This window comes from Betaproteobacteria bacterium, from assembly GCA_016720925.1.
Taxonomy (GTDB): domain Bacteria; phylum Pseudomonadota; class Gammaproteobacteria; order Burkholderiales; family Usitatibacteraceae; genus UKL13-2.
Genome location: JADKJR010000010.1, coordinates 82,939 through 97,467, shown reverse-complemented (window position 1 = coordinate 97,467; position 14,529 = coordinate 82,939). Strand labels below are relative to the sequence as shown.

At 58.3% G+C, this 14,529-nt stretch carries 10 protein-coding genes; all 10 read left to right on the top strand.

What is annotated here, in order from left to right; translation table 11 throughout:
- Positions 1-9 precede the first annotated feature (9 nt).
- The 10 genes from IPP88_15300 (at position 10) to IPP88_15255 (ending at position 14,435) form a co-directional block, all read left to right on the top strand.
- Positions 10-1,899, top strand: a complete 1,890-nt coding sequence (locus IPP88_15300) for an MFS transporter (protein MBL0124028.1) — start codon at positions 10-12, stop codon at positions 1,897-1,899.
- Between the two features lie 220 nt (positions 1,900-2,119).
- A complete protein-coding gene (locus IPP88_15295; GenBank protein MBL0124027.1) occupies positions 2,120-5,572 on the top strand; it encodes a DUF2339 domain-containing protein in 3,453 nt (1,150 codons plus the stop codon).
- A gap of 61 nt (positions 5,573-5,633) precedes the next feature.
- Positions 5,634-5,846 (top strand): alkylphosphonate utilization protein, encoded by a 213-nt coding sequence (locus IPP88_15290; protein ID MBL0124026.1) that lies wholly within the window; start codon positions 5,634-5,636, stop codon positions 5,844-5,846.
- Between the two features lie 289 nt (positions 5,847-6,135).
- Positions 6,136-7,308 (top strand): chorismate synthase, encoded by a 1,173-nt coding sequence (aroC, locus tag IPP88_15285; GenBank protein MBL0124025.1) that lies wholly within the window; start codon positions 6,136-6,138, stop codon positions 7,306-7,308.
- A 94-nt stretch (positions 7,309-7,402) separates the two neighbouring features.
- On the top strand, positions 7,403-8,809 hold the full coding sequence (leuC, locus tag IPP88_15280; protein MBL0124024.1) for a 3-isopropylmalate dehydratase large subunit: 1,407 nt from the start codon (positions 7,403-7,405) through the stop codon (positions 8,807-8,809).
- A gap of 12 nt (positions 8,810-8,821) precedes the next feature.
- Complete coding sequence (locus IPP88_15275) at positions 8,822-8,965, top strand: entericidin A/B family lipoprotein (protein MBL0124023.1); 144 nt, start codon at positions 8,822-8,824, stop codon at positions 8,963-8,965.
- 2 nt (positions 8,966-8,967) lie between these two features.
- Complete coding sequence (gene leuD, locus IPP88_15270; protein ID MBL0124022.1) at positions 8,968-9,606, top strand: 3-isopropylmalate dehydratase small subunit; 639 nt, start codon at positions 8,968-8,970, stop codon at positions 9,604-9,606.
- Positions 9,607-9,615: 9 nt separating this feature from the next.
- Positions 9,616-10,695, top strand: a complete 1,080-nt coding sequence (gene leuB, locus IPP88_15265) for a 3-isopropylmalate dehydrogenase (protein ID MBL0124021.1) — start codon at positions 9,616-9,618, stop codon at positions 10,693-10,695.
- 94 nt (positions 10,696-10,789) lie between these two features.
- The gene (locus tag IPP88_15260; protein MBL0124020.1) at positions 10,790-11,653 is read left to right on the top strand and encodes an aspartate-semialdehyde dehydrogenase; all 864 of its coding nucleotides are present in this window, start codon (positions 10,790-10,792) and stop codon (positions 11,651-11,653) included.
- 262 nt (positions 11,654-11,915) lie between these two features.
- The gene (locus IPP88_15255; GenBank protein MBL0124019.1) at positions 11,916-14,435 is read left to right on the top strand and encodes a FimV family protein; all 2,520 of its coding nucleotides are present in this window, start codon (positions 11,916-11,918) and stop codon (positions 14,433-14,435) included.
- Positions 14,436-14,529 lie beyond the last annotated feature (94 nt).

Sequence of the window (14,529 nt, the reverse complement as noted above, 5' to 3'; positions counted from 1 at the left end):
GACCTGCAAATGTCGACGCCACATACGCAAAGCCAGTTCCAGCTGTTGTCCGAACGCCGTTTTGCGCCTTTTTTCTGGACGCAGTTTCTGGGTGCAGGCAATGACAACATTTTCAAGTTCGCCTTCACCGTGCTCGCCACTTATCACGCCGCGGAGTGGGGTGGGCTCGATCCGAAGATCGCCGGCGCGGTGATTGGCGGATTGTTTATCCTGCCGTTCGTGCTGTTTTCCGCGACGGCCGGGCAGCTTGCCGACAAATATGATCGCGCCGCCATCGCGCGGCTGGTCAAGGATCTCGAAATTGTTTTCATGCTGGTGATCGCCGCCGGCTTCATCTGGCAGATTCCGGTGTGCCTGTTCATCGGCGTATTCCTGATGGGTTGCCACTCCACCATCTTCGGCCCGGCCAAGTTCGCTTACCTGCCGCAACACCTGGACAATGCCGAGCTCACCGGGGGCAATGGTCTGGTTGAAATGGGCACGTTCGTGGCGATCCTGCTCGGCACCATGCTGGGCGGCGCGCTGGTGGCGATGCCGGGTGTGGGGCCGACTTATGTTGCCATCGTTTCGCTGGTCATTGCTGCGTTGGGCCGCGTCGCGGCGGGCTTCATCCCGGCGTCACCGGCACCGGTGCCTGAACTCAAGGTCAACTGGAATCCGGTCTCCGAGACGTGGGCAAACCTGAAAATTGCCAACGGCAATCGCGTGGTGTTCCTGTCGATGATCGGCATTTCATGGTTGTGGTTTTTTGGTTCGATTTTCCTGACGTCATTCACCGGCTTTGCCAAGGAAGTGCTGTCAGGCAATGAGCAGGTGGTGACGCTACTGCTGGCGACTTTCTCGGTGGGCATTGGCCTTGGTTCGGTGCTGTGCGAAAAAATGTCGGGTCACAAGATAGAGATCGGCCTGGTGCCGTTTGGCTCGATCGGCATGACGCTGTTCGCGGTGGATTTGTATTTCGCTTCGCGTGGAATGAAATCGACGGCATTGATCGGCGCGGCCGAGTTCATTCGTGTCGGCGTCCACTGGAGGATTCTGGCCGATCTGTTCTTGCTGGCCATGTTCGCGGGTTTCTACAGCGTGCCGCTGTACTCGATGATGCAGGCGCGCACCGAGCCGAGTTTTCGGGCGCGCATCATTGCGGCCAACAATATTCTCAATGCCTTGTTCATGGTGATTGCCGCAGGCTTGACTGCCGCCATATTGCATGCGGGCCTGACGCTGCCGCAACTTTTCCTGACGGTTGCGATCATGAATGCCGCCGTTGCATTCTTTATCTACAAGCTTGTGCCCGAATTCCTGATGCGCTTCATCATCTGGATGCTGATTCATACGTTCTACAAAGTCGAAAAGAAGGGCCTGGAGAATATTCCCGACGAAGGGCCGTGCGTGCTGGTATGCAATCACGTGAGCTTTGTCGATGCGCTGGTAATTGGCGGTTCCATCCAGCGTCCCGTGCGATTTGTGATGGATCATCGAATATTCAAAGTGCCGGTGCTGAATTTCGTCTTTCGCACTGCCGGCACGATTCCGATTGCCTCAGCCAAGGAAGATCCGGTGATGCTTGAACAGGCGTATGAACGCATTGATGCGTATCTGAAGGACGGCGAAGTGGTGTGCATATTCCCCGAAGGCCGCATCACTGACAACGGAGATCTGTACCCGTTCAAGAAAGGCATCACGCGCATCATCGAACGCACGCCGGTGCCGGTGATTCCGATGGCGCTGCGAGGTTTGTGGGGCAGCTTTTTCTCGCGCTGGGGAGGTACGGCGATGCGCTATCCACGCGGGTTCTTTTCGCGCATTGCACTGGCAGTGGATGCGCCGTGGCAACCGGCGGTGGTGACGCCGGAAGGGTTACAGGCGAAGGTGGCGGAAATTCGTGGGGAGTGGAAGTGAGTGGGATCAAAAGTCAAGCACTGGCGCGGCGTTCAGGCCGAAAATGCGCCGGGAGCCGCGCCAGTGCGTGAGTTTGTTGTTCTACGTTGAAGCCAGTTGCTTAAGAATAGATGATTTCAATTCGACAAAGCGTTGTCATCCTGAGTGCGGCGGAGGATCTGCTTGCAATGAGATCCTTCTCTGCGCTCAGGATGACAGCCGTCTTTCACTTCAATTTGGAATGACCATGTGGCTTTGGGGCTCAATTCTGGGATTGCTCGCCGGCGCATCCAAGTTTGGCTGGACTGGCGCATTATGGGGCGCGGTGATCGGCTGGCTGGCGGGCATGCTGTTGGCGAAGCAGGGCAAGGCCGCAGGACAGTCGCTCAAGTCAAACGATCTCGAAAAGCGCCTTGCGCTGACGCAAAAAGCGCTTGAGGAAATTCGCGCGCGCTTGGACCGGCTGGAGAAACCGTCGCCGGTACCACCAACGCCACCCGTAAAGACGACGACCGACGAGGCGGTAATTGCGCCACTAGCGCCGGCGATGGAGCCGCGATCTTCATCTCCTTCTTCTATATCGCCATCACCCGTCCAAGAGTCTATCGAACCACAGGCCGCCGCGGCAGTCATGTCGCAATCCGCTACGAAGGTGATGCAGGTACCCAATGCCGCCTCAATCGTGGAAGGCGTCGTGCCACATGCCACCGCCGTGGCAGCGATGTCGTCACCATCGTCCTCGTCGCCACCCACGCCTCCCGCACCACCCGCAGCACAAAAATTTCCTGCGACCTCTCCGCCCACGCCCGAACCCATCGGCCCCACTTTCATCGAGCGCCTGCTCGAAGGCAACATCGTCGCCAAGCTCGGTGTGGTCATTCTATTTTTTGGCGTCGGCTTTCTTCTCAAGTTCGCCTACGACCGCGGCTTGTTCCCGCCGGAGTTGCGATTGTTCGTGGTCGCTGCCGCCAGTGCGGTGATGTTTTTGATCGGCCATCGATTGCTGGCGTCCAAACGCACCTACGCGCTGGTGATGATGGGTGGGGCGATGGGCTTGTTGTATCTCGACGTGTTCTTCGCCCTGAAGACGTTCGGCATCATCAGTGCGCCAGTCGGGTTCCTGCTGTTCGCGGCACTCGGTATCGCCACGCTTTTCCTCGCCGTGCGGCTGGATGCGCGTGTGTTCGCGGCGCTCGGATTGATCGGCGCATTCCTCGCACCGATACTCGCCTCGACCGGGAGCGGCAATCACGTGCTGCTGTTCTCGTATTACCTGCTGTTGAACCTGGTGATACTCGGCGCGAGCTGGTACAAATCGTGGCGCGAACTAAATTTTATTGGCTTCCTGTTCACTTTTGCCATCGCGATTTTCTGGGGCCATTCATCGTATCGGCCGGAGCACTTCGCCACGGTCGAGCCGTTCCTGATCGCCTTCTTCCTGTTGTACCTGGCGATTCCGATCCTGTTCGCGCAGCGACAGCCGCCGGAATTGAAAGGCGTCGTCGATGGCACACTGATATTCGGCGTGCCGATGTCGGCGGCGATGTTGCAGGCCGCCCTGACGCGCGACATGGGCGACTATGCGCTGGCATGGAGCGCGGGCGGCGCGGCGCTGATCTATGCGGGGCTCGCGTGGGCGTTGTGGGATCGCGAAAAAATGCGTTTGCTGGCCGAAGCACATCTCGCACTCGCGGTGGTGTTCGGCACGGTGGCGCCGTATTTCGCGTTTCGCGGCTACCCGACCTTTGCGTTCTGGACGCTGGAAGGCGCGGCGATTTTCTGGATGGGGTGCCGACAGAAAAGTGTGCTGGCGCGCGCATTTGCCTTGTGCCTGCAAGTCTGCGCGGCAGGCTATTTCTGGTGGGTCACGCAGGACCAGGAACTTTTGCATTCGTGGTGGAACGATCGCGTCATTGGTTCCGGCCTGATCGCAGGCGCGGCGCTGATGACCGCCTGGTTTATGCATCGTTACGAGCAGTCGATTTCCGCCCTCGAGACGTCGATCGAAGTGGTGGCGATAGGCTGGGGCGGTGCGTGGTTGCTCACCGGTTTCGGGCTGGGTGCATTGAATGAATGGACGTCCGACGCCGCATGTTTGTCGGCGATGCTGATTTTTATCGCGAGCGCGATGATGATTTTCGAATGGTTGGGTACGTGGCTCGACTGGCGGAAACTGCGTAACATCGCCAGAGCCCATGTCGTGCTGATCGGCGTGGCGACATTGTTGTGGATGAAGCTGCTGCCCGGATCGCATCCGATTCTGGCCGTTGGCGTGATCGCCTGGCCGCTGACATTTGCGTCGTACTTTTACGTACTCCATCGCCAACGCCGCGATGCGATCGAAAGTTCCAGCGGCTGGCGTTACACCTCGGGATGGATCCTGATGGTGCTGCTCGCAACATGGGAAGCCTTGTGGCGCTACGATCATCGCGAATTCGGCTGGGTGTTCGCCATCGGTGTTGCCGGACTAATTGCGGCTGAATTGCGATTCCGTCTGCGCGAATATGTGCCGAACGAAACCAAAGACGGCGTAAAGCCGCTGAGGTTTTCGACCTTGCCGATGTGGTGGGCATTGATCTGGTGGTTCGCGGGATTGCATGGCGCGATCGACGCGCATACGGCATCGATGCATCACCTTGCCCTGCACCTGGTGGCGGCGGCAATTTCAATACTGCTATTCGAAATCGCCGGCCAACTGCAGGCGTGGACAGCGCTGCGTCGCACACAGTTGTTGTTGACGGCGGCCATGCTGCTTGGCGCGCTCAATCTGGTTGCAAACGGCGTCAATCCATTCCGCGACGCGCAGTTCTTTGCGTGGCTTGCGGCCTTTGCGATCGGCGAATTTGTGTTGAGCCGGCAGGAGCGCGACGGCATGGCGCGCTTTGCATCGATTCAGCATGTGGGCCTGTTCGCGCTGGCGTTGTGGCTGGTCGGCTTTGAGGCCGTGTGGCGCACCGATGAAGCGGGGCTGTCGCTGTCATGGCAATACGCGGGCGCCGGCCTCACCGCTGCGCTCGGATTGGCGATGGCGACCTTCGGTGTCGTCCGGCAAATTTGGCCATTCGCCGCGCACGCGATTGCGTTCCGCCATTGGGCGATTGCGCCGCTGCTGATGTTCGCGCTGATCTGGACCTTGATCGCGAACAGTATTTGCGATGGCACGGCATCACCGTTGCCGTATTTCCCAATCGTGAATCCGCTCGATTTCGCGCAGCTCGCGCTAATCGCCGCAGGCGTGTGGGCGCTCAATCATAATGCGGGCGGAAATTTGCAAGATTCGCCGCAGGCCCGGGATCTCAACAATATCCTGAAGCTCCTGTTCGCCGCGGGCGCGTTCCTGTGGGTCAACGCCGCATTGCTGCGCACGGTCCACCAATGGGTGGGCGTGCCATTTGAATTGCACGCGCTACTCGATTCGCGCATTGCGCAGGCGGCGCTGTCGCTGCTTTGGACCTCCACCGCGTTGGTATTGATGATGGCCGCGGGGCGCAAACAATCGCGGCCACTGTGGATGGCCGGCGCGGCGCTGCTCGGCTTGGTGGTGCTGAAATTATTTGTCAACGACATCGGCACCAGCGGCACCGAGCGCGTCGTGTCATTCATTGGTGTCGGCCTGCTGCTGATGGTGATCGGCTATGTGGCGCCGGTGCCGCCGCGCGCATCCATTGAAGAGAAGGGCAGTGCGGTCCCATAGCGCGACGCGAGCATCTCCGTCGGGCAGACTATTTTTTGCAACTAACCAGGAAAGAAAAATCATGAACGTGAAAGACAGTAACGGCACCGCACTCGCCGACGGCGATTCCGTGCAGGTCATCAAGGATTTGAAAGTGAAGGGCACGTCGGTGACGCTGAAGCGGGGAACCTTGATCAAGAACATCCGGCTCACGTCGGACGAGGAAGAAATTGAATGCAATGCAGACAAGGTCAAGGGACTGGTGTTGAAGACTTGTTTCTTGAAGAAGGTCTGATGGATCGTAAGCGAAACAAATTCAGCTGAGGATAGAACTCAAGCGCTGGCGCGCATTTGCAGGCGAAAATACGCCGAAAGCCGCTCCAGTGCTTGTGTTTGCTTGCAAAGTGTAATGGCAAGCAGGTAATCGGAAAATAGCTTTGTTACCTTGGATTGCCGGTTGAAATTTGGCGCCTTTCACGTCGCGAACATCGCACCCTCAACCCAACCTTTCTCCCCCGTGGAGAAGGGGCGTTCCGGGTGCCCCATGCTAGACTCAGGCTTGCTCAACTCCCTCTCAATTCCCCATGTCCGGCAGCACCCTAGGCAAACTTCTTACGGTCACCAATTTCGGCGAATCCCACGGTCCGGCCATTGGCTGCGTGGTCGATGGATGTCCGCCCGGCATGTCATTGTCGGCAGAGGATATTCAGCCCGATCTGGATCGCCGCAAGCCCGGTACGTCACGGCATGTCACGCAGCGCCGCGAGGATGACCGCGCTGAAATCCTCTCGGGCGTGTTTGAAGGCAAGACCACCGGCACGCCGATCGCCCTGCTGATTCGCAATGAAGACCAGCGCAGCAAGGATTACGGCAACATCGCCGAGAGTTTTCGTCCCGGGCATGCCGACTACACCTATTTGCAGAAGTACGGCATTCGCGATCATCGCGGTGGCGGGCGTTCATCCGCGCGGCTGACGGCGCCGACGGTGGCGGCGGGTGCGATTGCGAAAAAATGGCTCGCTGAAAAACATGGCGTGCTGATTCGCGGCTATCTCGCGCAGATCGGCGTGAATCACATCCCCTTTGAATCGTGGAACGTGGTGAACGACAATCCGTTTTTCTCGCCGAACGCGGGAATCGTCGCCCAGCTTGAAACCTACATGGACAAGTTGCGTAAATCCGGCGAGAGCTGCGGTGCGCGCATCAATGTCGTGGCCAGTGGCGTGCCGGTGGGATGGGGGGATCCAATCTATGACCGGCTGGATGCGCAGATTGCCTTTGCGATGATGGGCCTGAACGCGGTGAAGGGTGTGGAGATCGGCGCCGGCTTTGCGAGCATTGAGCAGCTCGGCACGGCGCACTCGGATGAAATGACGCCGGATGGATTTTTGTCCAACAACGCCGGCGGCGTACTGGGCGGAATTTCGACGGGGCAGGATGTGACGGTCTCCATCGCCATCAAGCCGACCTCATCGATCCGGCTTGACCGCCAGACGATCGATAAACTGGGCAATCCAGTCGTGATTAATACGCATGGCCGTCACGACCCGTGCGTCGGTATTCGCGCCACGCCGATTGCGGAGGCATTGCTGGCGCTGGTGCTGATGGATTGCGCATTGGTTCATCGTGCGCAGAATGCTGACGTGATTGTGGCGACGCCCCGCGTGGCTGGCCAGGCGAGTTCGGATGCGATGGCGAAGTGGAAAACGGGCAAGGCTTCGACCCACGCGGACGATCCTGATCCGAGCGAAGACTGAGATTGCGTCCCGCGCGCGCCGTTGGTGCGCTGCACAATAAGTGGTCTCGCTTGTATAATTGAGGGCCTGACTTTCAATTCGAGCTGTCATCAACATGCCGCAAACGCTGTACGACAAATTGTGGTCCGCCCATCTGGTGCATGAAGAGCCGGACGCGACGGCGCTGATTTACATCGACCGTCATTTGGTGCATGAAGTGACCAGCCCGCAGGCGTTCGAGGGGCTCGAAATCCATGGGCGCAAGTTGTGGCGGCTGAAATCCATCGTCGCGACTGCGGATCACAATGTGCCGACCACGTCGCGCAAGGATGGCATTGCCGATCCGATTGCGCGGCTTCAGGTTGAGACGCTGGACAAGAACATCGAAAAATTCGGCGTGCAGGATTATTTCGGCATGAACGATTTGCGTCAGGGCATCGTGCATGTGATTGGCCCGGAGCAGGGCGCGACCTTGCCGGGGATGACGGTGGTTTGCGGCGATTCGCATACGTCGACGCACGGCGCGTTTGCGGCGCTTGCATTTGGCATCGGCACCAGCGAAGTCGAGCACGTCATGGCTACTCAATGCCTCATGACGAAGAAGTCAACGTCGCTATTGATCCGGGTGGATGGCAAGGTCGGCCTGGGTGTAACGGCCAAGGATATCGCGCTCGCCGTCATTGGCAAAATTGGCACGGCCGGCGGCACCGGCTCCGCCATTGAATTCTCGGGATCGGCCATCCGCGCGCTTTCCATGGAAGGCCGCATGACGCTTTGCAATATGGCGATCGAAGCGGGCGCACGTTCCGGCATGATTGCCGCGGACGAAAAGACCATCGAATACCTGCGCGGCCGGCCCTATGCACCCAAGGGTGAAATGTTCGATCGCGCGGCGGCGTATTGGCGGACGCTGAAAAGCGATGAGGGCGCGGTGTTCGATCGCACGGTCGAACTGGATGCAGCCCGAATTACGCCTCAGGTCACGTGGGGCACGTCGCCGGAAATGGTTACCGGCATAGACGGCAAGGTGCCGGAACCTTCGAAGGAAAGCGATCCGGTGAAGCGTGAGTCGATGGAACGCGCGTTGCAGTACATGGGCCTGAATCCAGGGACGCCGATCAGCGAAATCAAGATTGACAAGGTGTTCATCGGCAGTTGCACCAATTCCCGCATTGAAGATTTGCGCGCGGCAGCCGGCGTCGTCAAGGGCCGGCATATTGCGGCCAACGTGAAACTGGCGATGGTAGTGCCGGGCTCAGGCCTGGTGAAAAAACAGGCCGAAGCAGAAGGCCTGGATCGCGTGTTTCTGGCGGCGGGATTCGAGTGGCGCGAACCGGGCTGCTCAATGTGCCTCGGCATGAATGACGATCGGCTTTCTCCTGGCGAGCGTTGTGCATCAACGTCGAACCGTAATTTCGAAGGGCGGCAGGGGGCTGGGGGCCGGACCCATCTGCTCAGCCCCGAAATGGCGGCGGCAGCAGCCATCGCGGGGCGCTTTGCAGATGTCAGACAAATTCTTTAACGGAGTTAAAAAATGCGTAAATCGGTAATCTTCGTTTTGCTGGGCCTGATTTCGGCGATCACGTTGTCCGCCTGCAATACCGTCGAAGGTATTGGCAAGGATGTCAAAAAGGGCGGCGAAGCAATCGAGAAAGCGGCCGAGAAGGCGAAGTCCTGACCGTGGAACCATTCCGTCAACATACGGGACTGGTTGCGCCGCTCGATCGCGCCAATGTCGATACGGACGCGATCATTCCCAAGCAATTCCTGAAATCGATCAAGCGTGCGGGCTTTGGCCCAAACCTTTTCGACGAATGGCGCTATATGGACCACGGCGAGCCGGGCATGGACAACAGCAAGCGTTCGCCGAATCCGAATTTCGTGCTCAATCAGGCGCGTTATCAAGGTGCGACCATCCTGATCGCCCGCAAGAATTTCGGCTGCGGCTCGTCACGCGAACATGCGCCTTGGGCGCTGCAGCAGTTCGGGTTCAAGGCGATCATCGCGCCGTCGTTCGCCGATATTTTTTACAACAACTGCTACAAAAATGGGCTGCTGCCGATCGTGCTTGCCGAAATGGAAGTGGACCATCTGTTCAACATTGTCGCGGCGACGCCGGGACTGAAGGTCAATGTCGATCTTGAGCGCCAGTTGGTTGAAGTGCCGGGCGCGGAGACCTACAAGTTTCAGGTGGAAGATTTTCGCAAGCAGTCGCTGCTCAATGGCTGGGACGAAATCGGCCTCACGATGCGGCATGCCGACAAAATCCGAGCCTATGAAGCGTCGCGCGCGCAACGCGAGCCGTGGTTGTTCGGCTAGAGACCATCAATGAAAATTGCAATCATGGCCGGCGACGGAATTGGCCCCGAAATCATGGCGGAAGCACTCAAGGTGCTGGAAATACTGCGTCGTGATGGCCTGAAAGTGGAAACCGAGAGCGCACTGGTGGGCGGGGCGGCTTACGATGCCCATGGTCAGCCCTTGCCTGACACCACGCTCAAATTGGCCAAGCAGGCCGATGCCGTGCTGTTCGGCTCGGTCGGCGGCACGCAATATGACACGCTGCCTCGACAGCATCGTCCGGAAAAGGCGATTCTGGGATTGCGCAAAGAATGCGATTTCTTCGCCAACCTGCGCCCGGCCACCGTTTTTCCCGAACTGGCCGATGCCTCGTCGTTAAAACCGGAAATCGTCGCGGGGCTCGATCTGATGATTATTCGAGAATTGACCGGCGACATTTATTTTGGTGAGCCGCGAAGCATCACCGGCGAAAAAGGCAAGAACGGCGCGCCGGGTAACCGCGTCGGCATTAACACCATGCACTACACCGAAGCGCAGATCCGGCGCATCCTCCATGTGGGATTTCGCACTGCCCGCCAGCGCAACAAACGCTTGTGCTCGATCGACAAGATGAACGTGCTGGAAGCAATGCAATTGTGGCGCGACATTGCCATCGAGATTGCGCCCGAGTATCCGGACGTGGAATTGACGCATATGCTGGTCGACAACGCCGCGATGCAGCTGGTGCGGAATCCAAAACATTTCGATGTGATGGTGTGCGGCAATCTGTTTGGGGATATTCTCTCGGATGAAGCATCGATGCTGACGGGTTCGATCGGCATGTTGCCTTCCGCGTCGCTGGATGCAAACAGCAAGGGTTTGTACGAACCGATTCATGGATCGGCGCCCGATATCGCCGGCAAAGGCGTGGCCAATCCATTGGCGCAAATCCTGTCGCTGGCAATGATGATGCGTTATACGTTTCAGTTGGCGGATGTCGCGAATCGAATTGAAACCGCCGTACGAAAAGCGCTCGCGAGCGGATTGCGTACCGGTGATATTGCGCGGAAGGGCGAGAAAATCTGCGGGACCACGGAGATGGGCTCGGCGGTAATCGCGAATTTGTAACTCAAGCATGGGCGGGCCTTCCAGGCAAAAATAGCCTGAAAAGCCGCTCCAGTGCTTGTGTTTATGCTATTTTTCGAATGAAAGTGTGGATGAAATGTTAAAAGTCGGCATGGTGGGTTGGCGTGGAATGGTGGGTTCGGTGCTCATTGATCGCATGCGCGCGGAAAATGATTTTGCATTGGTCGAGCCGGTGTTTTTCACCACCTCGAACATCGGCGGTCAGGCGCCGAAAGAAGCCAACGGCGCGCCATTGAAAGATGCGAAGGATATTGCCGCGCTCAAACAGATGGATGTGATCATCACCTGCCAGGGCGGCGATTACACGACGGCGATTTATCCGCCATTGCGGGCGGCGGGGTGGAAGGGCTACTGGATCGATGCCGCCAAGACGCTACGCATGAAGGATGACGCCGTCATCATCCTCGACCCGGTCAATATGCCGGTGATCAAGAATGCACTCGCCAAAGGCGTGAAAGATTACATCGGCGGCAATTGCACGGTGAGTTGCATGTTGATGGGCCTGGGCGGTCTGTTCAAGGCGGATCTTATCGAATGGATGACCTGCATGACCTATCAGGCCGCATCCGGCGGTGGCGCCACGCATATGCGTGAACTGCTCACCCAATTTGGCACGCTGCACGCCGAGGTCAAGGTGGCAATGCGTTGTCACAGTCAGGCGTTGACGATCAAGCTCAGGAAAGATGTGCCGTTGGCCGATATCGAATCGATTCTCGCGTCGGACAACGAATGGGTGAAAGTGATTCCAAACGAACGCGAACGCAGCATCAGGGAACTGACGCCAGCGGCGGTTACCGGCAGCATGCATATCCCGGTGGGACGGCTGCGCAAGCTGGCCATGGGACCGGAATACCTCAGCGCATTCACGGTTGGCGACCAACTTCTTTGGGGTGCGGCGGAACCGCTGCGGCGCATGCTGCGAATAATTTTGCAGAAATAGTATATTTATCAATGAGTTGATGTTATTTCGGCCCTGCGGAACGCAATATTCCGCAGATGCAGGTTGAAAAATCGTCAACTTTCGCTTCTAATGCTAGAAAGCGAATAAAGTTGAAACAATAACTCGTTGATGTTATTTTACTTTGTCTCGAAAAATCGAAGGGTTGGGGCCGCGCATGAACCGTCCACCGAAAACAAAATTGGTAGTGGCATTGGGGGGAGCTCTTTTGGCGTTGTCGGCATTGTCGGCAAACGCGGCAGGCTTGGGCAAACTCTCCATCAATTCCGCATTGGGTCAGCCACTGTCGGCTGACATCGAACTGGTTTCCCTTCAGCCGGGGGAATTCGAATCCATCGCCGCACGAATCGCCAGTCCGGAATCCTACAGCGACGCGAAAATCGAATACTCGCCCTTGCTGCGTCAGTTGCGATTTGCGGTTGAACGCCGTGGAGACGGCAAGCCGGTTCTGAAAATTACCAGTGCCGTACCGATCAATGAGCCTTTCCTCGATGTTCTGGTGGAAATGAACTGGCCGGCAGGGCGATTGTTGCGTGAGTATCCGATTCTGCTGGATCCCCTCGGGTTCAATGAAGCGCGCATTGCCCCACCGGTCGTGGCGGCAGCAACGGTTCGTCCTGTTGCACAGGCCGTGACGCCCGCGCCAGTGGCAAGTGTTGCGCCTCCGGTCAGTGCGCCGGTTTCCAGTGCGCCTTCCGGCACACCATCCGCGCAATCCGAGTCGGGCGGCGACACCTACGGTCCCGTCAAGCGCGGCGACACTCTGAACAAAATTGCGCAGGAGATGAAAACCGAAACGGTTTCACTCGAGCAGATGCTGGTTGCGCTCTATCGCGAGAACAAAGCGGCGTTTATCGACAACAACATGAATCGCCTGCGTACCGGCCAGATTTTGAAAGTGCCGTCAGCCGCGGACGTTTCGCAGATTGCCGAAAAGGAAGCGCGCAAAGAAATCAAGTTGCAGGTCGCAAGCTGGCAGGCTTATCGCGAACAACTGGCCGGTGGAGCTGCTTCTGCGCCGCCCGCATCCGCAAAGGCAAGCAATCAGGCAACCGGGAAGATTACCGTCGCGAAGCCGGATATACCCGCGCCGGCGGTGGTTTCAAAGGATCAGCTCAAGATTGCCAAGACCGAAACCGCGACGGGAAAGTCCGGTGGCGTGGGTGGTGCAGGCGCGTCCGGCACGGGGAATTTGCAGGATCAGGTCAACGCATTGAAGGAAGAAAAGATCGCGCGTGAAAATTCGCTGAAGGAAGCGAATTCACGTGTGGCGGATCTGGAAAAACAGATTGCCGACATGCGCAAGTTGATGGAATTGAAGGGGCTCGCCGGCAAGGGCGCGACGGAAACCGTCAAGACTGATGTCAAAGTGGCGCAGGTCACGCCACCGCCCGCCAAAGCGCCGGAGCCCGTCAAGACACCCGAGCCCGCGAAAGCCGCCGACGTCAAGCCTGCGGATGCGAAACCCGAGCCAGCAAAAGTCGTTGATGCCAAGCCCGCGGATGTAAAACCCGTTGCGACCAAGACGCCAATTGCGGCGCCGCCTCCGCCAGCGCCGGAACCGAATTTCCTGGAAGACAATATGGTGGCCATTGGCGCGGGTGGTGCGGCGCTATTGGGAGTTGGTGGCCTCTTTGCTTTCATGTCACGCCGCAAGAAGAAGCCCACCGGACTCAACACCAGCATGAGCGGTGCATCATCCATCATGCCGAGCGACCTGAAACCGAATACGGTGACGGGCAATCGCGGTGGCGGGTTGGTGGATACCGGCAATAGCTCGTTCCTGACTGACTTTGACAAGACTGGCCCGGGTTCCATCGATACGGATGAGGTCGATCCCGTAGCCGAAGCCGAGGTGTACATCGCGTACGGTCGCGATGCACAGGCGGAGGAAATTCTCAAGGAGGCAATGTCCCGCGACAAGAGCCGTCACGAGATTACCGTCAAGCTGCTGGAGATCTATCATGCCCGCAAGAGTGTCGCGGCTTTTGAGACCGTCGCGCGCGAACTGAAAGACACAATCGGTGGCGAAAATCCGATGTGGGCTAAGGTCGCCGCGATGGGCGCATCGATCGACCCGCAGAATTCCCTCTATGCGGGAAGTGGTCAGGCGTATGACACCACAGGTGCCTATATCGCAGGTGGCGCTTCGGTAATGGCCCCGGAGGCAGCCGACAAGGCTCCGCCGGATGTGGATTTCGACTTGGGCTTTTCCGACAGCACTGCGACATCGCCCGCGCCGATTTCCGCTTTTGATGTGACCGCGGCGAACCCGGACAAACCGGCAGGTGGCGGTGGCATGGATTTCGATCTCGACCTCAACACAGGTGCGGCGACGGGTTCATCGACAGTGACGCCGCCGGCGCTTGACTTCGACCTTGCGCTGGACGCGCCGCCGGTAGCGGGTGCAGCGCCCGCTGCGTCGGCTTCGGGATTTGACTTCGATCTCTCCAGCCTTTCGCTGGACAATGTGGATACCGCGAACCCTGCCGCAGCGGCAGATTACTCCAAGACCATTGCCACGCAGGGTACGCCGCCGGAACATTCTGGCATGCCGAGCCTTGCCGATCTGAGCCTCGACCTTGAGGTGCCAGGCGACGGCGCCAATGCTGGTTCAAATGCCGTTTCAACCAAGCTCGAACTCGCCAAGGCTTACATTGAGATTGGCGACAGCGAAGGTGCAAAAGAAATCCTGACGGAAGTTTCGCGCGAGGGATCGCCCGCGCAGCAGGCCGAAGCAAAGAAGATTCTGTCGGGCATGTAAGAGTTTCGATGGTTCAACCAGGGCGCCCGGGTACATACCCGCGCGCCCTTTTATTTTTTTCCGGACATAGTCGTGGCGGCGTGTCTGCGATAGT

Bases quoted from the DNA above. Each gene is read 5' to 3' on its own strand.
- IPP88_15295 (MBL0124027.1), top strand. From the start codon at position 2,120: ATGACCATGTGGCTTTGGGGCTCAATTCTGGGATTGCTCGCCGGCGCA.
- aroC (MBL0124025.1), top strand. From the start codon at position 6,136: ATGTCCGGCAGCACCCTAGGCAAACTTCTTACGGTCACCAATTTCGGC.
- IPP88_15300 (MBL0124028.1), top strand. From the start codon at position 10: ATGTCGACGCCACATACGCAAAGCCAGTTCCAGCTGTTGTCCGAACGC.
- leuC (MBL0124024.1), top strand. From the start codon at position 7,403: ATGCCGCAAACGCTGTACGACAAATTGTGGTCCGCCCATCTGGTGCAT.
- IPP88_15290 (MBL0124026.1), top strand. From the start codon at position 5,634: ATGAACGTGAAAGACAGTAACGGCACCGCACTCGCCGACGGCGATTCC.
- IPP88_15260 (MBL0124020.1), top strand. From the start codon at position 10,790: ATGTTAAAAGTCGGCATGGTGGGTTGGCGTGGAATGGTGGGTTCGGTG.
- IPP88_15275 (MBL0124023.1), top strand. From the start codon at position 8,822: ATGCGTAAATCGGTAATCTTCGTTTTGCTGGGCCTGATTTCGGCGATC.
- leuB (MBL0124021.1), top strand. From the start codon at position 9,616: ATGAAAATTGCAATCATGGCCGGCGACGGAATTGGCCCCGAAATCATG.